The sequence below is a fragment of the Chrysiogenia bacterium genome (assembly GCA_020434085.1).
Taxonomy (GTDB): Bacteria; JAGRBM01; JAGRBM01; order JAGRBM01; family JAGRBM01; genus JAGRBM01.
This window is the reverse complement of record JAGRBM010000161.1, coordinates 1-26,889: the sequence shown is the minus strand read 5'-3', so window position 1 is coordinate 26,889 and position 26,889 is coordinate 1. Positions and strand designations below refer to the sequence as shown.

Below are 26,889 nucleotides of genomic sequence, written 5' to 3'. Positions count from 1 at the left end.
TGGTGGGGCTCGAATGCGTGCTGCCTGACGGCAGCAAGTTCGTCACGCCCGACGCACCGCGCTCTGCGGCAGGACCCGACTTCAAGCAGATCATGATCGGCGCCGAGGGAACTCTGGGGATTGTGACGGCGGCCAAGTTACGCATTCACCGCTACCCCGAGCACCGCGAGTTCCTCTCGTTTGAGTTTCCCGACTGGAACGTGGCCACCGAGAGCGTGCGCGAGATCATGCAGCGCGGGCTCACCCCGGCGGTCGTGCGGCTCTATGACGAGGCCGATACCCAGCTCAATGCCTCGCACATGAAGATTCAGGTGAAGGGGATCCTGGGCGTATTCGTCTGTGAGGGCGAGCAGCGCCTCACCGCGTTCGAGGCGAAAAAGCTCGCGGAGATCTGCGAGGGACTGGGCGGCAACGCGCTGGGCGAGGGACCTGCCAGGCGCTGGTGGGAACATCGCTACGATGTTTCCTACAACATGTCGAAGGTGCTCCCGAACAAGGGCATGGTGCTCGATACGATCGAGCTCGCCGCCACCTGGAGCGCGCTTCCCGCGCTCTACGAAAAAGTCCGCGCCGCACTGGCGAGCGAGGCCATGATCGTGCTCTGTCACCTCTCGCACGCCTACATCACGGGCGCCTCGCTCTATTTCTCCATCGTCGCGCGCAGCGAGAGCGAGGACAAAGTGCTCGAGAAATACGACGCCATCTGGAGCAAGGCCATGGACGCCGCCCATGCCTGCGGCAGCACCATCTCGCACCACCACGGGGTGGGCGAGCTCAAGGCCAAATGGATGAACGCCGAGCACGGCGCGCTGCAGGATCTCTATGCAGGGCTTCGCGCGCAGCTCGATCCGCAGGGCCTGCTCAATCCCGGCAAAATGGGACTGGCCAAACACAGCAAGAAATCCGCGCCACGCGGCGCGCGAGGAGGGGCCTCGTGATCCTCGAAGAATATCGCAAGGAAACCGACTACTGCACTTACTGTCCGAAGATGTGCAGGTTCTCCTGCCCGGTGGCCGAGACCGAGCTGCGCGAGACGGTCACGCCCACGGGCAAGCAGACCATCGTCCACCTGCTGCGCGAGGGCGCGCTCGAGCTGAGCGAGGAGACCGTGGGCATCTTCTTCAAGTGCACCGGCTGCATGCACTGCCAGCAGTATTGCGCGCACGAGATCGACGTGCCCCGCTCGCTGGAAGCGGCGCGCACCCACGCCTACAACGAGGGCAAGACCCTGCCGGTCGTATTCAATCTGGCCGAGACCATGCGAAAGAGCGGCAACCCGCTGGGAAGGCCGCTGCTGCCCGAACTCAAAAAGCTCGCACCGGTCGAATACTTCGGCCGCAAGAGCGGGGTGCTCTTCTTCCCCGGAGCGCACCTGATTGCCGAGCGCGAAGGGCGCGACGTGCGACGCGCGATCGCCGTGCTCGAAGCACTCGGGGTCGAGGACCTTGCGCTTCCCGACCAGGAACTGATGACCGCCGGGATGGAGCTGCTCGACATGGGTGACCGCGAGGGCTTTGCCGCCCATGCCGCGAAGGTGCGCGCGATGATCGAGCCCTACCACACGGTGCTCACCCCCGCGCCCGAGAACGCCTGGGCCATCGAGGGCCGCTACCAGGAAGTCGGACAGGGCGCCGCCGGTCGCATCAAGGATTTTGCGGGCTTCCTGCTCGAAAAGATGGATGCGCTTGGGCCCGAGCTCAAACCCTTGGGACGCAAGATGGTCTACCACGACCCCTGCACGCTGGCGCGCAGGCTCGACTCGATCGATGCGCCGCGCGAGATCCTGCGCCGCTGCGGCGTGCAGCTCGAAGAAGCCCCCTGGCATGGAAAGGACACCAACTGCTGCGGCGCCGGCGGCGGCTACGCCGACGTGTTTCCTGATGAAGCAACACAGATGGCGCGCGCGCGGCTCGATGAGTGCGGCGTTTCGCGCGGCGGAACGCTTGTTTCGTGCTCGCCGCGCTGCGAGTCCCACCTTCGCGGCGCCGCCGCCGATTCCGATGCACAGGTGAGCAGCCTCATCGAGGTGCTCGCCGAGTCACTGGGAATTTCCTGAGGAGGCGCAAGTCGTGGACAATTTCCGCACCTTCGTCGTCGTCAACCCCCGCAGCGCCAACGGCAGTACGGGCCGGCGCTGGTCCGATATCTCGCGCCACATCGAGCTGGCCGTGGGCAAGTTCAAATACGCCTTTTCCGAGGCCCCGCGCCACGCCACCGACCTGGCGCGCAAGGCCCTGCAAGATGGCGCCGAGATGATCGTCAGCATCGGCGGCGACGGCACTCACAACGAAGTGGTCAACGGATTCTTTGATGAGGGCGGCGAGCTCATCCGTGAAAAGGCCGTCTTCGGGATCATCTCGCGCGGGACGGGTTGCGACCTCATCAAGACGCTCCATCTTCCCAAGGGCTATGAAAAGGGCGCGCAGGTGCTCGCCGGCAAGAACACCCGGCCGGTGGATGTGGGGCAGATGCGCTGCGTGCCAGGCGATGGCGGCCCGGCGCTTCGCCACTTCATCAACATCACCGATTTTGGCGTGGGCGGCCACGTGGTGCACATCGTCAACAACACGACCAAAGCCTTCGGCGGGAAGGTGTCCTTCTACCTCGGCACCGCCCGCGGGATGATGGGCTACAAAAACCAGCCCATGAAGATCGAACTCGAAGGAACCGAGACCGGTGCCGAAGTTTTCGAGGGGGTGTTCAACAACGTCATCGTCGCCAACGGACGCTTCTTTGGAAGCGGCATGCACATCGCCCCCATGGCCGAGCCCGATGATGGGCTCTTCGACGTGGTGTTCATGGGAGATCTCAAGTTTGGCGAGACCATGAAACTCTCGCGGGCGATCTACCAGGGTGCGCACATGGAGCATCCGAAAATCTGGCACCGCCGGGCAAAGAAGATCCGGGCCAGCTCCGAGCAGGAAGTGCTCATCGACATGGACGGCGAGCAGCCGGGCGCCCTGCCGCTCTCAATCGAAGTGTTGCCGGCGGCCATTCAGGTCAAAATACCGTAACAGGACCCAGCAGGGCTCCGGGTTGCATTCAGGGGCAGGCGCGTTTAGCTTGGGCGCCCAATCGGGCCCGAAATGTGATGGAGCCCACGCCCCGCGAGAGGCACTCTGGGGCACAATCTACGCAACACCGACTTTCGCGCAAGGAGCAACTACATGCGCACCGCCAATCGATTCTTTCCGCTGTTTCTGCTGGTTCTGGCCGCTCTGAGCTTCACGGCCCCCACGATGGCCCGCGCGGCCGAGGGCTCGAAGGTTGCCATTGTGGACCTTCGCCGCATCCTGCTGGAGTCCGAAAAGGGCAAGAAGGCCAATGCCGAGATGCAGGCCGAGTTCGAGAAGCGCAAAAAGGCGCTCGAAAAACAGCAGGAACAGGCCATGGCCCTGCAGAAGGAGCTCACCGAGCAGGAACTGCTGTTGAGTGCCGAGATGCGTGAGCGCAAGTCCGAAGAGCTGCGCCGCATTGCCAAGGACGTCCAGCGCCGCATGTCGGACTATGAAGAAGAGATCAAGCGCCTCGATCAGAAGCTCACCGAGAAGATCCTCTCGGAGGTCTCCGACATCATCGAGGCCCACGCCAAGAAGAACAAGATCGACGTGATCTTCGACACCACGACGGCCAAGCCGATCTACTTCGACCCGAGCATCGACATCACCGACATGGTGCTCAAGGCCTACGACAAGTCCTGATCTTTTTCAGAGAGTTTTTTGAAGATCGCCGCGGCAATGTCCGCGGCGATTTCTTTTTGGCCGCGCCGGCCGTCGATGACGAGCCAGGAATGCTCGACCAGCGATTCGTAGCGCTCGAAGACCTTCTTGAGAAAATCGAGTTTCTCGTAGCCCTTTTCGAGCTGCGCGCGGTTTTGGCTGATGCGCTCGAAGGCTTTTTCCGGCGGCACGCGCAGGTAGACCACCACATGCGGGTCGGGAAAGCGCGCCCGGCTCTGCGCGGCCAGCTTCGAGGTATTGGCACCCAGCGCGCCCTGGTAGGCAGCAGTCGAATACCAGTAGCGATCACACACGACGACATCCCCGCGGTGAAGGGCGGGGGCCACCTCTTTCTCGATGTGCCAGACGCGGTCGTCGAAATAGAGCTCGATTTCCTGCTCCAGGCTCACGCCCTCGCGTCCGTGGCGTGCGATCTCGCGGAGTTGCTTGCCGGCCGGCGAGTCGGCGGTGGGCTCGCGGGTGCGAAACACGGCAAGGCCGCGCGCTTCGAGCGCGTCTGCCAGAAGCTGCGCCTGGGTGGACTTGCCCGAGCCGTCGATTCCCTCGAATACGATGAAGTGTCCGCTCACGTGGGTTCTCCCCGCTCGCAGGAGCGTTCTGCTCCGGCGATGCGGCAGGCTACCACCTTCGGGGCGCCAGTGGTAAGGTTCCCGGCACACGACTTTTGGAGAAACGCACCACGTGAGCCTGCCGACGCAATCGCTCTCCCATATTGCCCTGCTGACCAACGACCTGCCGCGCGCGCTGGCCTTCTACCGCGAGTTCGTGGGCCTGCACACGGTCTACGAGACAGAGCACTCGGTGATGCTGCGGGTCAATGAAGCCGAAGGACTCGGCGCCTGCGGGATCGTGCTGTTCAAGCCCGACGAGGGCGCCGCGCCGAGCGGGGGCAACGGGGCGGTCCATCACCTTGGATTTCACGTCGCCGGGCGCGAGGAAGTCGACGAGTGCGCCCGAAGGGGCAGGGATGCCGGCCTCAAGGTGCAGGGCCCCGTTCAGGACGACTACATTGGCTACTTCTGCCTGGTATGGGACCCGGATGGAAACCGCCTCGAATTCTCGGCGCCCGAGGGAGTGAACCGATTCTGATGCGCGCTCTTTTGACAAGCCTGCTGCTTCTCGGCCTGCTTGCTTCCACGGCAGCGGCCGGTGGGAGTGACGAGTGGAAAGTCTACCTGGCGCGCCACCCCGAGCCGGGCGAGTGCCATGCGCTCGTAAAGGCAGGATTCAATGCCGCTGCCGACGGGGAAAATGAGGCCGCGCTCAAATCCCTGAGCAAGGCCGAAGAAGACGGCTGCGGGGCGGGCGATGGGCTGGTGCTCGCGCGGATGGCCTTTCTCCACCGGATGGCGAATCGGCCCGATGAGTCGCTGAGCTATTACGAGAAAGCCCTCCCCAAACTCGAAGAACAATACGCCGACAACCCCGCGCGGGTGCTGGCGCTCTACAACCTGGGTTACCTGCACGAGCAGCAGGGTCGCACGGAAAAGGCGCTCGAATCCTACCGGGCGGCGCTTGGTGTTGACCCGGCGTTCCACAACGCGCGCACCAGCCTGCGCGGGCTCCTGCAGCGCACGGCCGAGCAGGCCCTCGATTCGGGCGAGCCGGTCAGAGCCGCGGAGTTCGCCGCGCAGGCGCTCGCCGTTCAGGACGAGATCGACGCCGGACTGACCGTCAAGGAGACGAAGGGCCGGCAGGGCGTGTTGCTCATCGCGCTGCGTGCGGCCGTTGCAACGCGCAACGGGAAGGCCGCCAAGGGCTACCACGACCGGCTTCTCACCGACGCCGACGCTATGATCGCCATCAAGGTTGCGCGCATCTGGGCGAAGGCGGAGATGGCCGAGCCCGCGGCGCTTGCCTATCAGCGCGCGGCCGAACTCGATCCCAAAGACGTGAGCGCGCTGATGGCGCTGGGTGAGCTGCGCGAGGGGCAGGAGCGCTGGAGTGACGCGGCCGCCGCCTACAAGGAGGCGCACGAGCGCCGCCCGAAAAATGCCGATATTCTCTACGCCCTCGGATACGCCCACTTCTCGGGCGGCGACTACGAGCGCGCCAGGCAGGCCTTCAAGAAGGCGCTGCAGATCGAGCCCGGCCACACCGCCGCAAAAGACGCGCTGGATCAGCTTGGGGGATAGAAAGTGGGAATCCGTCTCAAGCGCGGCCCGCAGATCACCGAGGCCCACAAGAAACGCTTCGCCGACGAGAGCGTGTGCAACGATTGTGGGGGCTGCTGTTATCTCTCGTTCGAGATGGGGCGAGAGACCGTCATTGTGCGGGACCTGCCGTGCAAGAACCTGCGTTTCTCCGACGAGGGCAAGAGCCTGTGCGCCATCTACGACCGGCGCCTGGAGACCGATTATTGCCACCGCGTGACACCCCAGACCGTGCGCTGGGGGCTCTTTCCGGGGGATTGTCCCTACGTCGAGGACATCAAGGGCTATCGCGGGAAGATCTATCTCGATGAGCACCCCGAGTACAAGGAACGTCTCGTCGAGGAATACGGCGAGACCGAGCGTCCCGACTTCATCCGCGCGCGCGACTGGTACAAGTTCTTCGGGCGCCGCCGTCGCTGATTTGCCGATCCGGCAAGTCTCCCTCGCCATTGACGAGATGAGATGCATCGCGTCAGAATCCCCTGTGGGTGGGAAGAAGCAGGGACGTGCAGGGGATGCCCGAGCGCTATCACAATGCCGAATCGGTGATGAGCACCGAGTATATCGGCCCCTTTGCCGATCTGCTGGGGATGGAATTCCTTGAGCAGGGCGAGGGGAGCAACGTCTCGCGGCTTCCGGTCACCGACAAGCTTCTCTCGCGCAACCGCGTGCTCCACGGCGGCGCGGTCTTCTCGATCGCCGATACCTCCATGGGACTGGCCTACGGCACCGTCTCGCCCGAGGGACAGATCGGCGTCACCAACGAGATCAAGATCTGTTACTTCGCGCCTGTTCCGAAGGACGCGCAGGCGCTCTATACGTTTTCGAAGGTGCTGCATCGCGGGCGGCGCGGCGGAACGGTGGAGTGCGAGCTCAAGACGGCCGCCGGCAAACTCGTGGGCAAGGCGATCGGCAGCTTCACGCTCATCGATGACCCGATCCGGGGCGCGGGCGGTGGGCAGAAATTCAGTTTGAAGGACGGCATGACCAAGGGGTCGTGAACGAAGGGAAGGTGCCAGGTGGCAATTGGTAAAGCGCGACTTCTAATCTGTGAGGATGACATCCCCACGCTGGCACTGCTGCAGAAGACCTTCGAGCTGGCAGGTTGCGAGGTGGAGACGGCGACGACCGGCACGGTGGCGCTCTACAAGCTGCGTGCCAACCACTACGACCTCGTCGTGATGGACTATCACATGCCGCTCAAGGACGCGCAGGACACGATGAACGAGCTGAGCAAGGAAGGCGGCAAGAACACCACGCCCAAGATCCTCATCAGCGCCGAAGATCGCTCGGCCGATGCTGCAACGCTTGGGTTCGAAGCATTCTATCCCAAGCCGATCACCCCGGACCTTGCCGAGGCCATCATCAAGACCCACGTTCGCTAAAAGCAGAGCAAAAAGAGAACGCCCCCGCAGGGATGATCCCGGCGGGGGCGTTTTTGTATCGCGTCGCGATCAGGAATAAGCGGGAATGCCGGTGACCGCCTGTCCCACCATCAGGGTGTGCATCTCGTGGGTGCCTTCGTAGGTGTAGACCGTTTCGAGGTTCACCGCGTGGCGCAGCGAATGGTATTCATCGAGGATGCCGTTGCCGCCCAGGATGCTGCGGGCGCTGCGGGCCACGTCGAGGGCCATCTGCACGTTGTTGCGCTTGGCCAGCGAGATGTGGTGGGGCTTGCACTGCCCGGAATCGAGCAGGCGGCCAAGGCGCCAGGAAAGAAGCTGCGCCTTGGTGATTTCCTGCACCATGTCGGTGAGCTTCTGCTGCGTGAGCTGATAGCCGGCAATGGGCTTGTCGAACTGCACGCGGTTCTTCGAGTAAGAGAGTGCCTCTTCATAGCAGCTGCGCGCGGCGCCGATGACGCCCCACACGATGCCGTAGCGGGCATGGTTGAGGCACGAAAGCGGGCCCTTGAGCCCCTGCACATTGGGCAGCATGTTGCCGGCGGGAATGCGCACGTCCTCGAGCACGAGCTCCGAGGTGATCGACGCGCGCATGGAGAGTTTGCCGGTGATCTTGTTGGCGGTAAAGCCCGGCGTGTCGGTCGGCACGATAAAGCCACGGATGCTTTTGGGATCGTCGGCCTCGGTCTTGGCCCACACCACGGCGATGTCGGCCACGCTGCCGTTGGTGATCCACATCTTCGTGCCGTTCAATACCCACTCGTCGCCGTCTTTTGCCGCGCGGGTGAGCATGCCGCCGGGATTCGAGCCGAAGTCGGGTTCGGTCAGGCCAAAGCACGAGAGCATGCGCGCGCTGGCGAGCTCGGGAAGATACTTGCTCTTCTGCTCATCGCTGCCGAAAAGATCGATGGCCGTCATGGAGAGGCCGCCCTGCACCGAGGCAAAGCTGCGAAGGCCCGAGTCGGCGGCTTCGATTTCCTGCATTGCAAGTCCGTAGGCCACGTACGAGAGACCCGGACAACCGTTGCCTTTGATGGTGACGCCGAAGATGCCCAGCTCCCCGAGATCGGGAATCAGCTCGGTGGGGAAGGTGCCATCGCGAAAGCTCTGCTGGACGCGCGGCATGAATTTCTCCTGCACCCACGAGCGCACGCTGTCGCGCACGAGTCTTTCTTCGGGGGTGAGCAGTTCATCGAGATTGTAGAAGTCGAGTAGCGTATCGCCGGCCATGGTCCGGGTTCCTCCTGTTGGATGGGAGCGTCGGCACCGGTCTGCTGCTTCATTGAGCGGGTGGTGAAATCTGTGAGGAGTGTGCGGGGTGCCGGCCCCAAAGCGAGCAGCAGACTAGCAAGCGGCGCGGGGGCGGGCAATGCGCAAGGCGCGCTATCTACCGAATCTGACTCAGGAATCAGTTATCCGATGCCCAGAATCTGTTTGACCGTGCGCTGGAGGACCATGGCCTGCGTGGGCTTGGTCAGATAGGCGTTGGCGCCCAGCTCGCCGGCGCGCTGCTTTTCAACCTCGCCGCCCTCGGTGGTGAGCATGATGACGGCGGTCGTTGCATTGTTCTTCGAGGAGCGGATGTGGGCCAGGACCTTGAGCCCGTCCAGCAGCGGCATGTTGATGTCCAGCATCACGAGGTCGTAGACCTTGCCCGCGAGTTTCTTGCAGGCCTCAACCCCGTCGCCGGCCTCTTCGAGCTTTGCGCCCGGAAGCCGCCGCAGTCCGTGAACCACGAGCTGCCGCATGGTGGGGGAATCGTCGACAACAAGAATTTCGATGGAACGCTGCTCTGTCACGATGCTCGCGCCTCAAACCGGCGCGCATCCATGAGGGAACGACTCTGGAAACCCGCCCGTTTCGTTGTGTGGTTCTCCAAGTATAACAGAAGAGCCCTTACATCTGCGAATTTTCTGTGCAATCCATGGAAGTGGAGTAGGCGCGGAAGGCAGGTTGAGCATGATTCGATACGCGATGGCGATGCTGGTGGTGGTTCTGCTTGCAACGCCGGCACTCGCGCAGCAGGGCAAGCCGCGGGTCGATTACTTCGAGTTGCGCGCCGATTCGCTCGATGCCGCCGAGCAGGCGCTCGGCGACTTCATGCTCGGCAATCCCCTTCGCTTTTCGTGGAATCTCAGTGAGCGCATCGATCTCGACTATGACTTCGCCTTCAGTGCACCGACCAAAGATCAATTGGACGGACTCGATCAGGTGGAGGTCGGAATCGTGATGGACGTGCGCCGCTGCGGGCTTCCGATTCGTCTGGATCTTCCCTCGCCCAAGGTGACGCGGGCGCTGCCGGAGGCGGACCGCGAGGCCTGGCGCGCGCGCACCGACGCGCTTCGCGGCGCGCAGCTTCTGCACTACCAGGTGTTTCGTGAGAGCGGCATCGTTGAGCGCGCATGCCGCCAGATCGAAAACATCGCCGCGATGGAGATTCCGCTCGTAAAGCGCAAGGCCCTGCGGGATCTCATTCGCGTGCATCTGCATGATCGCGTGGCACTGATTCTTGAACACTACCAGGCGCTGCTCGGGCCTTATCACAAGCGGCTTGAGAAGCTCCGTGAGGGCGGGGGACTCGATGGCGCGGCCGAGGCGGCGCTCTTTGCCGAGCTGCGCGAGAAAGCCGCCGCGCTGCCGGACTTCAAGTAGTCTGCGCCCCCGGGCGCGCCGTCGCCCAATTCATTGATAAATCTTTCCAGCCAACCTGCTGTCTTGGCCTAACTTTTGCCTTTGTCAATATTTACGGCTGACAAAGGCAATGGTATATTATCTGCATAGCGCGGAAAAATGTGGGAATCGGCCCCTTTTAACTGCGTAACTGCATGGGATTACTGGGGAAATGGCTCTCGAACTGAGACAGCAGGTCAAGCTTTCGCAGCAGTTGGTGATGACGCCGCAGCTGCAGATGGCGATCCGTCTGCTCCAGCTCAACCGGATGGAGCTGGCCGAACACATCTCCCAGGAACTCATGGAGAACCCCGTTCTGGAGGAAACCCTCGAGCGCCCCTCCCGCGACGAACTCGAAGCCAATCCCTACGAGCAGACCGCCACGCCCGAGGCCCCCGTTACCGGCGAGGCCGGCGAGGGAATGAACGACTTCGACTGGCAGACCTATTTCGAGTCCTACAACATGGAGAGCGGCGCCCCCCGCATCGCTTCGGCCCTCGACGATGAGACCCGCGATTTTCTCCAGAACTCGATCACCCGTCCCGAGTCCCTCTCCGAGCACCTGCTCTGGCAGATCCGCATGGGGGACTTTGACGATTTCGCGCGCAACATCGCCGCCTACATCGTCGGCAATCTCAATGGTGAGGGATTCCTCGACGCGAGCCCCGAAGAAATCTGCGAGACCTGCGAATGCACGCCAGAGCAGGCGGAGGCCGTGCGTGCCAAGATCCGGCTCATGGACCCGGCGGGCGTGGGCTCGCGCACGCTCGAAGAGTGCCTGCTCTCGCAGCTCGAAGTGGTCGGCGAAAAGGGCGGGCTGGCCTGGGAGATTCTCACCGAGTACCGCGAGCTGCTCGAAGCAAAGAAGTTCAAGCAGATCGCCCGCAAGACGCGCCGCTCCCTCGAAGAGGTTAAGAATGCCGTCGACCTGCTGCGCGGCCTGGAATCGAGCCCCGCGCGCGCGTTTCCCGAAATGGAAACACAGTACGTCGTCCCCGACCTCTACGTGATCAAGGTCGGAGACGAATACGTCATCACCCAGAACGAGGACGGCCTGCCCAAGCTCAAGGTGAGCAATTACTACAAGAAAGCGCTGAGCAACGGCGCCGGCGAAGGGGGCGGGGCGGCCAAGGAATACATCCAGGAAAAGATGAAAAGCGCCCTGTGGCTGATCAAGAGCATCCACCAGCGCCAGCGCACCATCTACCGGGTGATGGAATCGATTCTGAAATACCAGCGCGAGTTCTTCGACTACGGCATCGAGTATCTCAAGCCGCTGGTGCTACGCGACATCGCCGAGGACATCGAGATGCACGAATCCACGGTGAGCCGCGTGACTTCCAACAAATACGTGCATACGCCGCGCGGGATTTTCCCGCTGAAGTATTTTTTCAATTCAGGTATCTCGACGACCTCGGGTGGCTCGGTTGCCTCCGAGAGCGTCAAGGACAAAATCAAGCAGCTTGTTGGTAGCGAGCCGCCCCACAAGCCCTATACCGACATCCAGCTCGTCGAGCTGCTGCGCCGGCAGGGCATTGACATCTCCCGGAGGACCGTCACAAAATACCGGGAGAGCTTGGGGATCAGCTCTTCATCCAAGCGGAAGCAATCGGCTTAGGCTGCTTCCAACCGCACCTCCGAGCTGCGCGCCATTCAGGGAGTTCCCACTCGCATGCAGGTTCACGTAACGTTTCGCAAACTTCGCCCGACCAAAGCCCTCAAAGACTACGCGGAAGAAAAGATCGAAAAGGTGCGCAAGTACCTTGAAGATCCCATCACCGCCCACGTCGTGCTTGAGTCCGAGAAAGACCGGCACCGCGCCCATGTGAACATCAACGCCCACGGTATCATCTGCCAGGGCGAGAAGACCAGCCGGGACATGTATGCCTCCATCGACGGCATGATGGACCGGATTGAGAAGCAGCTTCGCCGTCACAAGCGCGCGCCCACGGGCAAACGTCACCAGACGATCTCGCACCACGGGGCGCTCGACGCGCTGGTGGACTCGCCGCTCTCGGAAACAACCCGCGCTCGCATCGTGCGTGAGCCCCAGGTGATCCGCCCCGAGGGCGTTCACGTCAAGCCCATGAGTGTCGACGAAGCGCTGCTTCAGCTCGAGCGCATGCGCAACCATGAATTCCTGGTGTTTCGCAACGACACCTCCGATGAAATCAACGTGCTTTACAAGCGCAAGGACGGTGCCTACGGCCTGATCGATCCGGCTCTCTAGCAAAGCTCTCAACAAGGCGGATAAATGTGGCGGGGCCGTAGCCGGCGTCCCAGGGCCCTTTATTTTGCGCAGGAAGACCCATGGAAATCCGGGACCTATTGGATCCGAAACTTATTCTCACCGACCTCAAGGGTGAGACCAAGCAAGCGGTGCTGCGCGAGGCAGCCGAGCTCATTGCCGCCGAGCACAAACTCAACGCCGAGGAGATCTTCCAGATCCTCGTCGAGCGTGAGGAACTCGGTTCCACCGGAATCGAGGAAGGCCTGGCCATTCCCCACGGCAAGCACCGCGACGTGCGAGACATGGTGATGTGCGTGGCCCGCTCGACGCGAGGAATCGACTTCGAATCCCGCGATGGCAAGCCCACCCACCTGTTCGTCGTGCTGATCGCCCCGGAAAACGACGCGGGCAAGCATCTCAAGGCCCTGGCGCGGGTTTCGCGCATCTTTAAACAGCCCCAGGTACGCCAGGCCCTCATTGAGGCTTCCGATCGGGACGCAATCGTGAGTATCATCTCCGAGGAAGCCTCGAAGTCCTGAAGAGCGGCGAGGCACCCTGGAGGGGGCCATGACCACCGACATCCCTGTCGAGCACCTGCTCGACGAAGAGCGCTTCGGCCTGCAGCTCTCGCTGGTAGCGGGCAAGGCCGGGCTCTCGCGCCGCATTGAGAGCGAAAAGCTCGCCAAGGCGGGCGTGCACCTGACCGGTTTCTTCGACCATTTCCGGCCCGACCGCATCCAGGTGCTCGGCCAGGCCGAGATCGCCTATCTCGAAAGCCTCCCCACACAGGAAATGGAAGACAAGGCCGGCGCGTTTTTCGAGCGCAAGCCCGTGGCCGTCGTCATCACCTGGGGGGCCGAGGGCCCGGCGGCACTTCGCGAGCTGGCCGACCGCTACGGCGTGGCACTGCTGCGCAGCGAACTCGATACGGCAATATTCAGTGCCCACGCGCGCTCGGCGCTCGATGAAGAGCTGGCCCCGCGCTCGACCCTTCACGGCGTGCTCATCGACATCTTCGGGGTGGGAATTCTCCTGCTCGGCGACAGCGGTATCGGCAAGAGCGAGGTCGCACTCGACCTGATTCTGCGCGGCCATCGCTTTGTGGCCGACGACGTGGTGGAGGTAGTGCGGCGCCGCGGCGACGTGATCGGCCGCGGCTCGGAACTCATTCGTCACCACATCGAAATTCGCGGACTGGGCATTCTCAATGTAAAAGACCTGTTCGGCGTCTCGGCCGTTCGCGAGCGCAAGAAGATCGAGCTGTGTCTCGAACTCATTGCCTGGGACAAGATCGAATCGGTCGAGCGGGTAGGGGTGGACGAGCAGTTTCGGGAGATCCTGGACGTGAAGGTGCCGTACGTGCACCTGCCGGTCTCGCCCGGACGCAACATTGCCTCCATCGTCGAGGTTGCCGCGCGCAACCAGCTTCTTCGGCTGCAGGGCATCCACTCGGCCAAGGAATTTCAGGACAAACTGTTGGAGAATCTCTCGGCGCGGGCAAACGAGCGGAAGTTGGGCGAAATCGAATGAAACAGACTCACATCACCGTGGTAACGGGCCTCTCGGGCGCCGGCAAGACGACGGCCCTGCGCGCCTTCGAGGATCTCGACCACTTCTGTATCGACAACCTGCCGCCGGCGCTGCTGCCCAAATTCGTCGAACTTTGCGACCAGCCCAATTCGGAGGTCCGCCGGATTTGTGTCGGCATGGACATCCGCCAGCGCCAGTTTCTCGAAGAAATGATTCCCGTGCTCGAAGAGCTCCGCCGGCGGGGCTACCCGGTGCACATCCTCTTTCTCGAGGCCAGCGACGAGATTCTCATCCGGCGCTTCCGCGAGACCCGCCGCCAGCATCCGTTGGGGCACGACCGGGCTCCCGCGGAGGTGATTACAGCCGAGCGCGACTACCTCGAGCCCATTCGCGAGGCCAGCGACCGGACCATCGATACGAGCAGCTTCAACGGCGCCGACCTGCGCGACTGGGTGCGCGAGACCTACTCCGACGGGGATGAGCGCGACATGGTCATTTCGCTCATGTCCTTTGGCTATAAGGGCGGGGTGCCCACCGAGGCCGATCTGGTCTTTGACGTGCGCTTTCTGCCCAACCCCTATTTCGTGGAAAGTCTCAAGGACAAGGACGGCCGCGAAGAGAGCGTCTACCGCTACGTAATCGAGCAGGACGCCACGGAGGCCTTTTTGGGCCACTTAAAGGGCCTTTTGGACTTCCTGCTGCCCTCCTACGCCGCCGAGGGAAAGGCCTATCTGGCCATTGCATTTGGCTGCACGGGAGGTCAGCATCGCAGCGTCTCGCTGGTCCGGTGGGCAGAGCAGTGGCTGCTCGAGCGCGGCCACGCCATCCGGGTCATCCACCGGGACCTGCCCCGAACCTGATTTGCAGGCTCGCGGGGCGCCAAACACAGCATTTTGAGGGGTCTCCAACATGATCGGCGTGCTCATTGTCACCCACGGAACCGTGGGAAGTAGTCTGCTTGAGCAGGCGCAGATCATCGCCGGCAAGCTGGAGCATGTCGAGACCATCGGGGTTGGCCCGCAGGATGCCCCCGAAGAGGTCCAGAACCAGATGCAGGAGGCCGTCTCGCGCCTCAACCTGGGCAAGGGCCTGCTCGTGCTCACCGATATGTTCGGCGGCACGCCCTCGAACCTGGCCATGAGCTATCTTGATGACTCCGAAGGCGGAGTCGAAGTGCTCTCGGGCGTCAACCTGCCCATGCTGCTCAAGCTCGTTACCGCCCGCTCCGAAGAAGCCACCCTCAGCGGCGTCGCCGCCGATCTCAAGGCAGCCGGTCGCAAGAACATCGCCCTGGCGCGCGAAATCCTCAGCCTGCCCACACCGCCCATGAAGGCCAAGGCCCAATGAGCGAGCTGCGCGCAGAGGTCGAGGTAATCAACAAACTGGGCCTGCACGCGCGGGCGGCCGGTTTGCTGGTCAAGCGCGCCCAGGAGTTCAAGGACGCCGAGCTCCACCTCTCCAAAGACGGTTACGAGGTCAACGGGAAGTCCATCATGGGCGTGCTTACCCTGGCGGCCGCCAAGGGCGAGAAGGTGCTCATTCGCACCAGCGGCAATCAGGCAAAGGAACTGCTCGACGCCATGTGCAAGCTTTTTGCCGCCAAGTTCAACGAGCCCGAGTAGGGCGCCTGCGCATTCCTACTCGGATCCGCACACAAATTCCTGCGCCACTTTCGTTCCCAGCATCTCGGTCTGATCGAGCAGTTCGGTTTCCACTGAACGCACGTTGTCACTCAGCAGTGTCTTTTTCGATGCCAGATCCACGACAATGGTCGTGAGCACATAGGTCTCGCCCACCTGAACCAGATCGCCGCGAATGAGCACGTCGGCCTTTGCCTGACTGGCCAGGTCGATCTGGCACGATTCGGTGCCGCAGGACTGCTCAAGGCCCTGCTGCCTGGCCAGGTCGCGAATGATGTCCTCGGCCACGATGCGCACGCACGGACTGCCGGCAAGCTTGCTCATAAAGACAGAGGTCAGTCCCTCGGCCAGCGCGCCGTCGACCTTGCCCTTGGCCGAGAAGGGGTAGACGGCCACGCCGCGCGGCCGCCCGGAAGCGGGCATCGCCAGGACCGGGGCGGGGGCGAGGACCCCTTCGAGATACTTCACCGTTTCGAGCGCGCCCTGCTGACGTGCCAGATCCAGGGGCGTCAGCCCGTTCGGCGCCGTCGCGCGTGGGTCGGCGCCGCCCTCGACGAGGGCTTTCGCGATTTTCGTCCGGTTCATAGACGCCGCTGTGTGGAGCGGCGTGTAGCCATCAAAGGTCCGGGCATCGGGATTGGCGCCCGCGGCGATGAGCGCCTTCACGACTTCGGTAGCGTTGGCGGGATTCTTCGCCGCTGTATTGTGCAGGGCCGTCCAGCCAAAGGCGTTGGGTTGATTGGGATCGGTCCCGGCAGCGATCAGCGACTCGACCTGGGGCAGGTCACCCGCGCCGGCAGCGTTCTGGATGGGGGGAAGGGCGCAACCGGTCAGCAGGGCGCAGGCCACCATGCACGCAAGCCATCTGCTGGCAGGGAAACGAGTCTGTGTCGGAATTCTCATGGCATTTCCTTATCAAGGATCAGCGGGTGGGGCCAGCGCGTGCCGCGCAAAAAAATCCCCGGCTTTTCGGCCGGGGATTTTGCTCCTGACCCGCCTTTGGGCGGGAAAAACGCAGATTTTAGCGGGCGTAGGTCGACTGGTTGCGCGCGCGCAGGCTGTGCGTGCGATCATAGAGATACTTGCGCGCGGCCTTCTCCGAGGAGAAGGAACGGGCAACTTCGCCGTGGACCTTCACATAGAAGTAGGTGGTGTAGCCGGTGTAGGGCGACTTCACCTGGAACTGCTCGATGATACCGGCCTCGTTCTTCTCGATGATGGTGATCTCGGGATCTACTTCAGCAGGCACGGCTCGCACTCCTTTGGGAGAGGGGAAAATGGCCCCGAACTACTTCGAAGCGCGCTCAAACTAGCGGAAGAGGGCGCGGCTCGTCCAGTATTTTTGTGGTTCCCGGGCCACGGAAGTGTGAGGGCGGTCACAAGAGAAAATTGTCAAAGTCGTGTAATTTCAGTATGTTGAAGGAGAAAACCTCTATTTATCTGAGAGGGATTGTATTAGCTATAATTATGCGTAATTATCTTTAGAAGACGCATAATTGAGCGTGAATTTCTTGACAGGCGCTCCGGGCCTGTGCGACTATGGGGTCGCCTTCTGCCCACGGAACGCGATCGAAGTGACGCGATGTCGAAGTATGTCCTCACGATAGCGGTCCTTTTGGGTACTCTCGCCTGCTCTTCCAAGACCGAGAAACTCGAAACGGATCTACGCCGACTCGAAGGTCAGCTCGCTGCCATGCAGCGCAGCCAGGCCGAGGTGTCTTCGCGGGTTGAAGAACTCTCCAACTCGCAGTTCATCCTTGAAGACAAGGTCGATACCAACCGCCAGTACATTGCGGCGGTCAAGAAGAATCAGGCCATGCGGATCGTGCAGCTCCAGCCCCAGCCGGCGCTGCCTGCCACGCGTGCGGAGCCCGAGGCGGTCAAGCCTCCGCCGCCGCCTCCGGCGGCAAAGCCCGCGCCCAAGCCGGCGCAGCCCGTGGCGGCAAGACAGCCCGAGGCCCCGGTGAAGGTCGCCACCGCCGCGCCGGCGAAACCGGCCAAGCCCGCCGCGCCCGCGCAGGCACCGGCGGCCATGTCGGGCGCGATCACCAATCCGCTCTCTTATTACAAGCAGGCGCTTGGCTATTACGAAGAAGGGCGCTGGGATGAGTGCATCGGCGCCTTCGAGCACTTCGCCAAAGAACTGCCCGACCACGATTATGCCGATAACTCGCTCTACTGGGCGGGTGAGTGCTATTATTCGCAGGATCTTTTTGACGATGCGATCGTGGCCTTCAGCAAGCTGGTCAGCCGCTACCCGGGCGGAAACAAGGCGCCCGATGCGCTGCTCAAGGTGGCGCTGAGCCACCGCAAGCTGGGCGACGAACGCAAGGCGAAAGATGCGGCCCAGCGGCTGCTCGACGATTACCCCTTCAGCGATGCTGCGGGGAAAACGCAAACCCTGCTCGGATATCCCGGGACGGGGCGTTGATTTCGGATTTGACGGATGAGTCCCTGGCGGACTCGGGAGACATGTCATGAAGTGGACGGTGAAATGGGGATCCCTGGCTCTGGCTGCGATGCTGGCGCTCACTCCGGTGAGTGTGCGCGCGCAGGATGAGGACATGGTCGATGTCGGAGTCGAGGGCGATGTAGAAGTCGTCGTCGAGGACGAAGTCACCGACCCCGATGCGCAGATGGCTGAAGAGGCCGTGACCGATGAGGTGATGAGCGACGAAGCCACGGACGCCGAAGCGATGGACGCCGGAGCCGAGGGCGAAGACGTCCTGGGCGATGAGATCATCGTCGACGAGGGCGCCCGCACCCAGGCGCAGCCCCGTACCGTGAGCCCCGAGCTTGAAGAAGTTCGCCGCGTTCAGCGCGGCGTGGACCTGGGCGATCCGGGCCGCAACATGGTCCAGCGCATGGGCGCCGGTCAGGAAGTGCCCATCGACGTAATCGGCGAGGGCGCCGGTGAGGCCCCGCAGGTCTACATCGTCAAGAATGGTGATACCCTCTGGGACATCTCCTCGCGCTTTTTGAACGATCCGTTCATGTGGACGCGCATTCACGCCGACAACCCGCAGATCATCAACCCCGACCTGATTTACCCGGGTGAGCCCATCACCGTGTATCCGCGCGAATGGGACCTGGTGAGCGAGCAGGTGGTGCAGCTGATTCCGCCCTCGGATCTCGAGCGTGCGACGGCAACCGATGAAGAGCCGGTTCTCGAAGACGAATTCGCCACGGAAGTGGAGTTTGAAGTCATCGAAGAAGTCGAACCCAGCGCCGCCGAGCTGGCCGAGCGCGACCAGTTCCTTGAGCAACTGACCAAGCGCGACGAGATCGAGATCTTCGATGAGGCCTCCACCGAGCTCATCAGCAAGAAGCGCCAGGTGCTGGCGCGCCGTCAGCGCAACGTCCTTGAATACTCGCGTGCCCAGGCGGCCGGATGGTTGGCGCCGCTGCTCGATGGAAACGAGATCGAGCAGTCGGGCTACATCATTGGCCAGGAAGACGAGCAGGCGCGAATCCGCGCCGCAACGGGCGACCGCGTGTTCATCAACCGCGGCCAGATCAACGGCGTCGCCGCCGGCGACCGCTTCCTGATCTTCCGCATCACTTCGGAAGTCGAACATCCGGTGACCGGTGACTACATCGGCCATCAGATCAAGATTGTGGGCGGCGTGCAGGTCGAGGAAGTCTACGAGCGCACTTCCAGCGCGATCATCACCGAAGCTTACGAAGACGTCAGCGTCGGCAATCGTCGGCTGGAGGGGATCGAGACCTATGACCGCATCCTGCCCGAGTTCGAGGTGGAAACGGACATTCGTCTGAAGGCCAACGAGCAGGAAATCAACGGCTGGATCGTCGGCACGAAGGATCGCAAGCTGGCCATGGTGCAGAACGACGTTGTCTACCTCGACAAGGGAAGCCAGGACGGCGTGGAAGTCGGAAATGTCTTCAACATCTACCGTCCCAACCGTGAGGTCGAAGACCCGGAAGTCGGCGATGATGTCTCGCTTCCGCGGTATTTTGTCGGCGAAGCGGTGGTGCTTCGCACCAACGAGACCACCTCGACCGCTCTGATTACGAGCAGTCGCCGCGAAGTCGCCGTCGGCGACCAGATCAGCATTGCGCCGCTGGAACTCGAGCCCGAGGGCTCTGCAGCGGAGAGCGAAGTCGCCCAGGGTAACTGAGAGATCCGTGCCCCCCGGCGGTCACGAAGAAATTCGAGCGGCCCTGGCGCTGGCGAGCATTCGCCAGGTCGGGCCGCTTCTCTTTGAGAGCCTCACGCGCGCGCTCGGTACTGCAGCGCGGGCTCTTGAGTGCTCACGCAAGCACCTTCTCGAAATCGAGGGGATTGGTCCCAAAACAGCCGACCTAATCTGCGCGGGGCCCGACTGGGCGGAGATCGATCGCCAGATCGCGGCTTGCGACGCGCTCGGCGTGCGCATTCTCACGAGCGCGGACTATCCCCGTTTGCTCGCACACATTCCCGCACCACCGCCCGTGCTCTTTGTTCAGGGGAGCTTTGAAGATGCCGACGAACGCAGCCTGGCCATCGTGGGCACGCGCAATCCCGACCACTACGGATCGCGCGTGACCCGCGAACTTGCCGGCGCGCTCGCGCGGCGCGGGCTCACGATCATCAGCGGACTGGCCATGGGCGTCGATCAGGTCGCTCACGGCGCGGCGCTGGAGGCGGGTGGGCGAACCATCGCCGTGCTCGGGTGCGGTCACGATGTCGATTACCCGCGCGGGAGCGCCGCCTTGCGCAAGCAGATCCTGGGCAGCGGGGCGATTGTCAGTGAATTCGCGCCTGGCACCCAACCGCTGCCCGCGCACTTTCGCCAGCGAAACCGCATCATTAGCGGCCTTGCACTGGGCGTGCTGCTCACGCAGGGCACGCGAAAATCGGGCGCGATGATCACCGTCGGTTACGCGCTTGAGCAGAATCGTCAGGTCTTTTGCGTGCCCGGACCCATTCATTCCATGCGCAGCGGCGCGCCGCATTTGTTTCTAAAACAGGGGGCGGCGCTGGTTGAAAACGCCGATGACGTGTTCGAATCGCTACCTGAAGCAAATACCGGCAAGCGCGCTCAAGGACCCGCAGAGCCCCGACAACAAGTTCTTTCAACGCAGGGGGCAGCCGCTCCCAAAGCCGATCTTTCCGAAGAAGAACGGGCACTTATGGACTCGCTCGCACAGGGGCAGATGCTCCATCGTGATGAATTGCTTGCACATGCCGGGCTTGACGCCGGGCGCGGCGCCCCTATACTGCTGAGCCTCGAACTCAGAGGATTATTGCGAGCACATCCTGGTGGCCACTACAGCAGCAACTAAAAAGAAGACGGCGAAGAAAGCGACCAAGAAGAAGGTCGCCAAGAAAGCCGCGAAGAAAACGGGCGGCTCCGGCACGCTCATCATCGTCGAGTCGCCGACCAAGGCCAAGACGCTCAAGAAATACATGGGCCGCGGCTACGACGTGAAGGCCTCGGTGGGTCACATCATCGATCTGCCCAAGAGCAAGCTCGGCGTTGATGTCGAACACGATTTCGCGCCGACCTATGTCGTCATCAAGGGCAAGGCCCAGGTCCTCAAGGAACTCAAGAGCGCGGCCAAGGCGGCCAAGCGCGTCCTGCTCGCCACTGACCCCGATCGCGAGGGCGAGGCGATTGCCTGGCACATCTCCGAGAAACTCAAGGAACTCGACAAGGACAAACCCGTCTCGCGCATCGAGTTCCACGAAATCACCAAGAACGCCGTGCAGAAAGCAGTGGAAGAGCCGCGCGAGATCGACTTCGCGCGCTTCGAAGCCCAGCAGGCCCGTCGCATCCTCGACCGGCTCGTGGGCTACAAGCTCTCGCCGCTTCTGTGGAACAAGGTGCGCCGCGGTCTCTCGGCTGGACGCGTGCAGTCGGTGGCGCTTCGCCTTGTTGTCGAGCGTGAGCGCGAGATCCAGGCATTCGAGTCCGTCGAATACTGGAGCATCGGTGTCGATCTCTCGCACACCAATCCGCCGCCCTTTGTCGCGCAGCTCTCGAAGATCGACGGCAAGAAGCCCGAGATTCCCAACACCGAGCGTGCCGAGCAACTGGTCAAGCAGCTCAAGAGCTCGAAGTTCCGCATCACCAGCATCGAGCGCAAGGAACGCCGCCGCCGTCCGGCGCCGCCGTTCACCACCTCGACGCTGCAGCAGGAAGCCGCGCGCAAGCTGCGTTTTGGCGCCAAGAAGACGATGATGCTCGCCCAGCGCCTCTACGAAGGCCAGGAAGTGGGCGGCGGCGAATCCGTCGGTCTCATCACTTATATGAGAACCGACTCGGTGCGCATTTCCGGTGAAGCGCAGGCCGCCGCGCGCGACTACATTCTGGGCAACAAGGACTACGGCGCCGAGTACGTGCCCGAGAAGCCCAACGCCTACCGGGCGAAGAAGGGCGCGCAGGAAGCCCATGAGGCGATCCGTCCGACCTCCATGGAATACACGCCCGAGAAGGTGAAGTCCTATCTCGGTCGCGACGAGCTGCGCCTGTATCGCCTGATCTGGCAGCGCTTCCTCGCCAGCCAGATGACACCCGCCGTCTATGACCAGACCGGCATCGACATCACCCCGACCGAAGGCGAGGGCAGCGAAGAGCTGACCCTTCGCGTGACCGGCTCGGTGATGAAGTTCCCGGGCTTTACCAAGGCCTACACCGAAGGCCATGACGAGGGTGACAAGGTCGAAGAAGGCGACGAGGGCGACAAGTCGCTCCCCGACATGGCCGAGGGCGATGAGCTCACCCTCAACGAAGTTCTGCCCGAGCAGCACTTCACCCAGCCGCCGCCGCGCTTTACCGAGGCGAGTCTGGTTAAATCCCTCGAAGAAGAGGGGATCGGTCGCCCGTCGACCTACGCCGCGATCATGGCGAACATCCAGGACAAGAAATACGTCAACAAGCAGGAAAACCGTTTCTATCCCACGGAGATGGGAACGCTGGTGACTGACCTGCTGATCGAGCACTTCCCCACGGTGATGGACATCGGTTTCACCGCCCGCATGGAGGAAGAACTCGACGAAGTGGCCGAAGGAAAGCGTGAGTGGGTGGGAGCCCTCCGCGATTTCTACACGCCGTTTAACGAGAACCTGGAAAAAGCCGGCGAGCTGATGCGCGATGTGCGCGGCCAGCAGATCGATACCGACATTGATTGCCCCAAGTGCGAGGGTAAGATGGTTATCAAGTGGGGCCGCTTCGGGGAATTCCTTGCATGCAAGAACTACCCCGAGTGCAAGGGCACCATGAACTTCAAGCGCAACGAGGACGGCTCGGTGGCGCCTGTGGATGAGGCGGCCAACGCCGAGCCCTATCCGGGCACCTGCGACAAGTGCGGCGGCAAGCTCACGCTGCGCCGCGCATGGACCGGCGCGCGCTACATCGCCTGCGAGAACTACAAGGGCAAGTGCGACTTTACCAAGCCGTTTCCCATCGGCGTGGAGTGTCCCAAGTGCAAGGGACAGGTGGTCGAGCGCGCCAGCAAGCGCAAGAAAATTTTCTACGGTTGCGGCGAGTTCCCCAAGTGCGATTTCGTTGCCTGGTACAAGCCCGTTCCCGAGAAATGCCCTGACTGCGGTTCGCACTACCTCGTGGAGAAGACGACCAAGAAGAAGGGCCACCACCTGGCGTGCCCCGAAAAAGAGTGCCACTACGAGAAGTTCCTCGACGATCCCGAGTGGGAGACCGACAAGGAAGAGGGCGCCGAGGCGGCGAGCTGAGCGAGCAGTTAAAGTGAGACCACCAAGCGCCCGGTGCCGAGAGGCAGCGGGCGCTTGTAGTTTGGATGAAACAGATGAGTGAGAAACGCGCAATCGTGGTGGGCGGCGGCCTCTCGGGGGCCGAGGCGGCGTGGCGGCTCGCGCGTCGCGGGATCGCCTGCACGCTCTTTGAAATGCGCCCGGTAAAGCCCACCGAAGCGCACCAGAGCGACCGGCTCGCCGAGATCGTCTGCTCCAACTCTCTGAAATCCGACCGTGAGAGCACGCCGCAAGGACTGCTCAAGGAAGAGCTTCGCGCGCTGGGTTCGCTGATTCTCGAGTGCGCGCAGGCCACGCGCGTTCCGGCCGGCGATGCGCTCGCCGTGGACCGCGACGAGTTCGCCGCCCTCGTGACGAAGAAGATCGAGGAAGAGCCGCTCATCGAGCTGCGCCGCGAGGAGTTCACCGAGCTTCCCACGGACGTGCCGGTGATCCTGGCAACGGGGCCGCTCACCAGCGGACGACTGGCCCAGTCTCTTGCTGATATAACCGGCACGACGAACCTCGCGTTCTACGATGCGATCAGCCCCATTGTCGAGGCCGACTCGATCAACCGCGACATCGTCTTCAGCGCCAATCGGCATGATCGCGGTGAGAGCGAGGACTACCTCAACATCCCCATGAGCGAGGAGGAATACCACGCCTTCGTGAGCGCGCTCCTCGAAGCGGGGAAAGTTCCCTACGCGGACTTTGAGAACATCCGGCCCTTCGAGGCCTGCCAGCCAATCGAGGAGATTGCCTCAAAGGGAACCGAATCGCTGCGCTTTGGTACCTTCCGCGCGATCGGCCTGACCGACCCGCGCACGGGCAGGCGTCCCTACGCAGTGGCGCAGCTTCGCGCCGAGAACCGCGCCTTTACGCTCTACAACCTGGTGGGTTGCCAGACGAAGATGCGCTACGGCGAGCAGGAGCGGGTGTTCCGCATGCTCCCGGGTCTCGAAGCCGCCGAGTTCGTGCGCCTTGGATCGGTGCACCGCAATACATTTGTGAACGCGCCGCTCGTTCTGGATGAAGCGCTTCGGATCAAGGCCCAGGACAATCTCTACATCGGCGGGCAGCTCACGGGCGTTGAGGGATACGTCGAGGCGGTGGTCATGGGACTCATCGCTGCCGAGAACGTGGAGCGTTCGCTTCGCGGCGCGCCGCCGGTATTGCTGCCGGCCAACACAGCCATCGGCGCGCTCCAGCGTTACCTGCGCGAGGCCGACCCGGAGATCTTCCAGCCCATGAACTTCAACTTCGGGCTTTTCGACCCCCTTGAAAAACGCGCCCGCGGCAAGGCCGAACGCCGGCTCTTCCATGTGGAGCGCGCCCGCGAGGAGATGGCGAAGTTTCTTGGTGAAAAGGGCGGAATCGTGCTATAAGTGCCTGTAATGAAAGCGTTTTTGGCCGAATTTGAACAGCATCTGGCGAGCGTTCGCAACGGCTCTGCCAATACCTCGCGCGCCTACCTGCGCGATCTTGAGCGCTTTTTTCACTTCATCTCGGGCGACGAAGAGACGCTTCCCACGCAAGGGGAACTGGGGAAGCTGACGCGCCTGGACGTGCGGCGCTACCTGGCGCATCGCCACGGCGAGGTGAGCAAGTCGACCACCGCGCGCGAACTATCGGCGCTTCGCACCTTCTTTCGCTGGTGCATGGAGCGCAAGATCCTGGGCGCCAACCCCGCCGACTCGGTCGCCACGCCCAAGCGTGCGAAGAAGCTCCCGGCTTTCCTGAGCCCTGACCAGAGCGAGAGCCTCATGGACAGCGGCGGCGCCGACACTGACCCGCACCGCGACCTTCGCAACCGGGTGATTCTCGAACTGCTCTACGGCTCGGGCCTACGCCTGTCCGAGGTCGCCGCACTGGAGTTGCGCGACGTGGACCTCAAAGAGCGGCTCATTCATGTGCGTGAGGGCAAGGGCGGCAAGGACCGCGTCGTTCCCTTTGCCGAAATCACTGCCGATCTTTTGAAGGAATGGCTCGAAGCCCGGAAGGGTTTGCTCGCGGGCGCAAAGGCTGGAACCTGTACGGCCCTGCTGGTGAGCCGCCAGGGCAGGGGGCTCTCCTCGCGCCAGATCGCGCGCATCGTAAAAAGATACGCCCGCGATGCGGGCCTGCCCGAGGAAATCTCTCCACATGCGCTCCGGCACTCATTTGCGACCGACCTGCTCTCGGGCGGCGCGGACCTTCGCGCCATCCAGGAACTGCTGGGACACGCCTCGCTCTCGACGACCCAGCGCTATACCCACGTGGATCTGGAGAGCCTCCAGAAGGTCTACCGCCGCGCCCACCCGCGGGCGCGAGATGCCAAAGAGAGCGCTTGAGCGAGCGCTCTGCGCAGCTCTCAGGCCCATTTCCCGCTGCCCCCCTTGACCCGGGGCGGATCAAGCACCAAACAAAGAACTCGCCCGGTTTTTTGGCCTCTGCCTGCCGCGCGTCCAAACATGCCATGAAGAATCCCAAAATCAGATCGACAACCATTCTCTGCGTGCGCCGCGGCAACCAGGTCTCCATCGCCGGAGACGGGCAGGTCAGCCTTGGCAACACGGTCATGAAGCACAGCGCCCGCAAGGTGCGCGCCCTCTACGAGGGACGGGTCATCACCGGCTTTGCCGGGGCCACGGCCGATGCGATCACGCTCTACGAGCTCTTCGAGGCCAAACTCGAGGAATTCAACGGCAACCTGCGCCGCGCGGCGGTGGAGCTGGCCAAGCAGTGGCGCACCAGCAAGATGCTGCGCAATCTCGAAGCCATGCTTATCGTCGCCGATGCCAAGGAGAGCTACCTCGTCTCCGGCACCGGCGATGTGATCGAGCCGGAGAAGGGAATTCTCGCCATCGGCAGCGGCGGGCCCTTCGCGCAGGCCGCGGCCACGGCGCTCATCGAGAACACCGACCTCTCCGCCCATGAGATTGCCGACCGCGCGCTGCACATTGCCGCCAACATCTGCATCTACACCAACCACGACATCGTCGTATCCGACCTGGAGGCCAGCGAGTGAGCGAGGCCATCGAGAATCTGAGCCCGCGCGAGATCGTCGCCGAGCTCGACAAGTTCATCATCGGGCAGGGGCCTGCGAAGAAGGCCGTTGCCATCGCGCTGCGCAACCGCTGGCGCCGGCAGCGCGTGGATGAGAAGCTGCGCGAGGAAATCACGCCCAAGAACATCATCATGATCGGGCCCACCGGTGTGGGTAAGACGGAGATCGCCCGCCGCCTGGCAAAGCTCGCGGGCGCGCCGTTTCTAAAGGTCGAAGCCAGCAAGTTCACCGAAGTGGGCTACGTGGGAAAAGACGTCGAGTCCATGATCCGCGACCTGACCGAGGCGGGCGTCAAGCTCGTCGAGGCCGAAGAGCGCGAGCGCGTCGTACCCGAGGCGCAGCGCCTTGCCGAAGAGCGTCTGCTCGATGTGCTTCTCCCGCGCGATGAAGAACCGCAGCCAGAGGAAGAGGCGCCGCGCGTCTTTGCCGCCGGCGCTCCGGGCGAGCAGGGCGGCGCCGAGGTAGTCGAGACCGGCAGCTCCACCCGCGATAAGCTCCGCAAGCTCTTGCGCAGCGGCAAGCTCGACGATCGCGACGTGGAGATCGACGTGGCGGTTTCCTCGAAGGCAATGACCCAGGTCTTCACGCCCCAGGGCATGGAGGAAATGGGATTCGATCTCTCGGAACTGCTCGGCGGCCTCGGCAATGCCTTCGGCGGCGGCAAGAAAACCAAGCGCCGCAGCGTGAAGGTGCCCGAGGCGCTCCGGCTGCTGACCGAGCAGGAGGCCGCGCGGCTCATCGATCGTGAAGTCATTCAGCGCGA

The 26,889-nt window shown here is 62.8% G+C and carries 30 protein-coding genes; 25 read left to right on the top strand and 5 right to left on the bottom strand.

Annotated features, from left to right (window positions below; all coding sequences use genetic code 11):
* From KDH09_05575 to KDH09_05560, 4 genes are all read left to right on the top strand, one after another.
* The coding region (locus KDH09_05575) for an FAD-binding oxidoreductase (GenBank protein MCB0219146.1) at nt 1-938 on the top strand (938 nt) is incomplete at its 5' end.
* Nucleotides 935-2,056: a (Fe-S)-binding protein gene (locus KDH09_05570; GenBank protein MCB0219145.1), complete on the top strand. Its 1,122-nt coding sequence runs from the start codon at nt 935-937 to the stop codon at nt 2,054-2,056. The genes KDH09_05575 and KDH09_05570, both read left to right, overlap by 4 nt.
* A gap of 13 nt (nt 2,057-2,069) precedes the next feature.
* Complete coding sequence (locus KDH09_05565) at nt 2,070-3,014, top strand: diacylglycerol kinase family lipid kinase (GenBank protein MCB0219144.1); 945 nt, start codon at nt 2,070-2,072, stop codon at nt 3,012-3,014.
* 153 nt (nt 3,015-3,167) lie between these two features.
* Nucleotides 3,168-3,701, top strand: coding sequence for an OmpH family outer membrane protein (locus tag KDH09_05560; GenBank protein MCB0219143.1), 534 nt, complete (start codon nt 3,168-3,170; stop codon nt 3,699-3,701).
* Here the strand turns inward: KDH09_05560 and tmk are convergent.
* Nucleotides 3,686-4,309, bottom strand: a complete 624-nt coding sequence (gene tmk / locus KDH09_05555) for a dTMP kinase (protein MCB0219142.1) — start codon at nt 4,307-4,309, stop codon at nt 3,686-3,688. The genes KDH09_05560 and tmk overlap by 16 nt on opposite strands.
* Nucleotides 4,310-4,421: 112 nt before the next feature.
* Between tmk and KDH09_05550 the strand changes: the two genes are divergently transcribed.
* The 5 genes from KDH09_05550 to KDH09_05530 all read left to right on the top strand — a co-directional run bounded on the left by KDH09_05550 (nt 4,422) and on the right by KDH09_05530 (nt 7,278).
* A complete protein-coding gene (locus tag KDH09_05550) occupies nt 4,422-4,829 on the top strand; it encodes a VOC family protein (GenBank protein ID MCB0219141.1) in 408 nt (135 codons plus the stop codon).
* The gene (locus tag KDH09_05545; GenBank protein ID MCB0219140.1) at nt 4,829-5,875 is read left to right on the top strand and encodes a tetratricopeptide repeat protein; all 1,047 of its coding nucleotides are present in this window, start codon (nt 4,829-4,831) and stop codon (nt 5,873-5,875) included. The genes KDH09_05550 and KDH09_05545 overlap by 1 nt, the downstream gene beginning before the upstream one ends.
* Nucleotides 5,876-5,878: 3 nt before the next feature.
* Complete coding sequence (locus KDH09_05540) at nt 5,879-6,313, top strand: hypothetical protein (protein MCB0219139.1); 435 nt, start codon at nt 5,879-5,881, stop codon at nt 6,311-6,313.
* A 68-nt stretch (nt 6,314-6,381) separates the two neighbouring features.
* The gene (locus tag KDH09_05535; protein MCB0219138.1) at nt 6,382-6,894 is read left to right on the top strand and encodes a PaaI family thioesterase; all 513 of its coding nucleotides are present in this window, start codon (nt 6,382-6,384) and stop codon (nt 6,892-6,894) included.
* A gap of 18 nt (nt 6,895-6,912) precedes the next feature.
* On the top strand, nt 6,913-7,278 hold the full coding sequence (locus KDH09_05530; protein ID MCB0219137.1) for a response regulator: 366 nt from the start codon (nt 6,913-6,915) through the stop codon (nt 7,276-7,278).
* Nucleotides 7,279-7,347: 69 nt separating this feature from the next.
* Here KDH09_05530 and KDH09_05525 read toward each other — a convergent pair whose 3' ends face one another.
* Both KDH09_05525 and KDH09_05520 read right to left on the bottom strand, forming a co-directional pair.
* Nucleotides 7,348-8,526: an acyl-CoA dehydrogenase family protein gene (locus KDH09_05525; GenBank protein ID MCB0219136.1), complete on the bottom strand. Its 1,179-nt coding sequence runs from the start codon at nt 8,524-8,526 to the stop codon at nt 7,348-7,350.
* 182 nt (nt 8,527-8,708) lie between these two features.
* Nucleotides 8,709-9,095 (bottom strand): response regulator, encoded by a 387-nt coding sequence (locus KDH09_05520; GenBank protein MCB0219135.1) that lies wholly within the window; start codon nt 9,093-9,095, stop codon nt 8,709-8,711.
* 160 nt (nt 9,096-9,255) lie between these two features.
* Here KDH09_05520 and KDH09_05515 point away from each other — a divergent pair, with 160 nt between their 5' ends.
* The 8 genes from KDH09_05515 to KDH09_05480 all read left to right on the top strand — a co-directional run bounded on the left by KDH09_05515 (nt 9,256) and on the right by KDH09_05480 (nt 15,348).
* A complete protein-coding gene (locus KDH09_05515; GenBank protein ID MCB0219134.1) occupies nt 9,256-9,948 on the top strand; it encodes a hypothetical protein in 693 nt (230 codons plus the stop codon).
* Nucleotides 9,949-10,138: 190 nt separating this feature from the next.
* Complete coding sequence (gene rpoN / locus KDH09_05510; GenBank protein ID MCB0219133.1) at nt 10,139-11,584, top strand: RNA polymerase factor sigma-54; 1,446 nt, start codon at nt 10,139-10,141, stop codon at nt 11,582-11,584.
* 54 nt (nt 11,585-11,638) lie between these two features.
* Nucleotides 11,639-12,196 (top strand): ribosome-associated translation inhibitor RaiA, encoded by a 558-nt coding sequence (raiA, locus tag KDH09_05505; GenBank protein MCB0219132.1) that lies wholly within the window; start codon nt 11,639-11,641, stop codon nt 12,194-12,196.
* Nucleotides 12,197-12,276: 80 nt separating this feature from the next.
* Nucleotides 12,277-12,735 (top strand): PTS sugar transporter subunit IIA, encoded by a 459-nt coding sequence (locus KDH09_05500; protein ID MCB0219131.1) that lies wholly within the window; start codon nt 12,277-12,279, stop codon nt 12,733-12,735.
* Nucleotides 12,736-12,763: 28 nt separating this feature from the next.
* Nucleotides 12,764-13,726 (top strand): HPr(Ser) kinase/phosphatase, encoded by a 963-nt coding sequence (gene hprK, locus KDH09_05495; protein MCB0219130.1) that lies wholly within the window; start codon nt 12,764-12,766, stop codon nt 13,724-13,726.
* The gene (gene rapZ, locus KDH09_05490; protein ID MCB0219129.1) at nt 13,723-14,586 is read left to right on the top strand and encodes an RNase adapter RapZ; all 864 of its coding nucleotides are present in this window, start codon (nt 13,723-13,725) and stop codon (nt 14,584-14,586) included. The genes hprK and rapZ overlap by 4 nt, the downstream gene beginning before the upstream one ends.
* A gap of 49 nt (nt 14,587-14,635) precedes the next feature.
* Nucleotides 14,636-15,073, top strand: coding sequence for a PTS sugar transporter subunit IIA (locus KDH09_05485; protein ID MCB0219128.1), 438 nt, complete (start codon nt 14,636-14,638; stop codon nt 15,071-15,073).
* A complete protein-coding gene (locus KDH09_05480; protein ID MCB0219127.1) occupies nt 15,070-15,348 on the top strand; it encodes an HPr family phosphocarrier protein in 279 nt (92 codons plus the stop codon). The genes KDH09_05485 and KDH09_05480 overlap by 4 nt, the downstream gene beginning before the upstream one ends.
* 15 nt (nt 15,349-15,363) lie before the next feature.
* Here KDH09_05480 and KDH09_05475 read toward each other — a convergent pair whose 3' ends face one another.
* Together KDH09_05475 and KDH09_05470 are read right to left on the bottom strand one after the other, a co-directional pair.
* Nucleotides 15,364-16,269: an ankyrin repeat domain-containing protein gene (locus KDH09_05475; GenBank protein MCB0219126.1), complete on the bottom strand. Its 906-nt coding sequence runs from the start codon at nt 16,267-16,269 to the stop codon at nt 15,364-15,366.
* 118 nt (nt 16,270-16,387) lie between these two features.
* Nucleotides 16,388-16,615 carry a hypothetical protein gene (locus KDH09_05470; protein ID MCB0219125.1) on the bottom strand — a complete coding sequence of 76 codons (228 nt, stop codon included), beginning with the start codon at nt 16,613-16,615 and terminating at the stop codon, nt 16,388-16,390.
* A 333-nt stretch (nt 16,616-16,948) separates the two neighbouring features.
* Between KDH09_05470 and ybgF the strand changes: the two genes are divergently transcribed.
* From ybgF to KDH09_05430, 8 genes are all read left to right on the top strand, one after another.
* Nucleotides 16,949-17,797, top strand: a complete 849-nt coding sequence (ybgF, locus tag KDH09_05465; protein MCB0219124.1) for a tol-pal system protein YbgF — start codon at nt 16,949-16,951, stop codon at nt 17,795-17,797.
* Nucleotides 17,798-17,843: 46 nt separating this feature from the next.
* Nucleotides 17,844-19,505 (top strand): LysM peptidoglycan-binding domain-containing protein, encoded by a 1,662-nt coding sequence (locus KDH09_05460; GenBank protein MCB0219123.1) that lies wholly within the window; start codon nt 17,844-17,846, stop codon nt 19,503-19,505.
* Between the two features lie 7 nt (nt 19,506-19,512).
* The gene (gene dprA, locus KDH09_05455; protein MCB0219122.1) at nt 19,513-20,652 is read left to right on the top strand and encodes a DNA-processing protein DprA; all 1,140 of its coding nucleotides are present in this window, start codon (nt 19,513-19,515) and stop codon (nt 20,650-20,652) included.
* Nucleotides 20,624-23,062, top strand: coding sequence for a type I DNA topoisomerase (topA, locus tag KDH09_05450; GenBank protein ID MCB0219121.1), 2,439 nt, complete (start codon nt 20,624-20,626; stop codon nt 23,060-23,062). The genes dprA and topA overlap by 29 nt, the downstream gene beginning before the upstream one ends.
* 74 nt (nt 23,063-23,136) lie before the next feature.
* Nucleotides 23,137-24,465, top strand: coding sequence for a methylenetetrahydrofolate--tRNA-(uracil(54)-C(5))-methyltransferase (FADH(2)-oxidizing) TrmFO (trmFO, locus tag KDH09_05445; protein MCB0219120.1), 1,329 nt, complete (start codon nt 23,137-23,139; stop codon nt 24,463-24,465).
* A 21-nt stretch (nt 24,466-24,486) separates the two neighbouring features.
* The gene (locus tag KDH09_05440; protein ID MCB0219119.1) at nt 24,487-25,410 is read left to right on the top strand and encodes a tyrosine recombinase; all 924 of its coding nucleotides are present in this window, start codon (nt 24,487-24,489) and stop codon (nt 25,408-25,410) included.
* 125 nt (nt 25,411-25,535) lie between these two features.
* Complete coding sequence (hslV, locus tag KDH09_05435) at nt 25,536-26,087, top strand: ATP-dependent protease subunit HslV (GenBank protein MCB0219118.1); 552 nt, start codon at nt 25,536-25,538, stop codon at nt 26,085-26,087.
* 8 nt (nt 26,088-26,095) lie between these two features.
* A partial coding sequence (locus tag KDH09_05430) for an AAA family ATPase (GenBank protein ID MCB0219117.1) occupies nt 26,096-26,889 on the top strand: 794 nt, incomplete at its 3' end.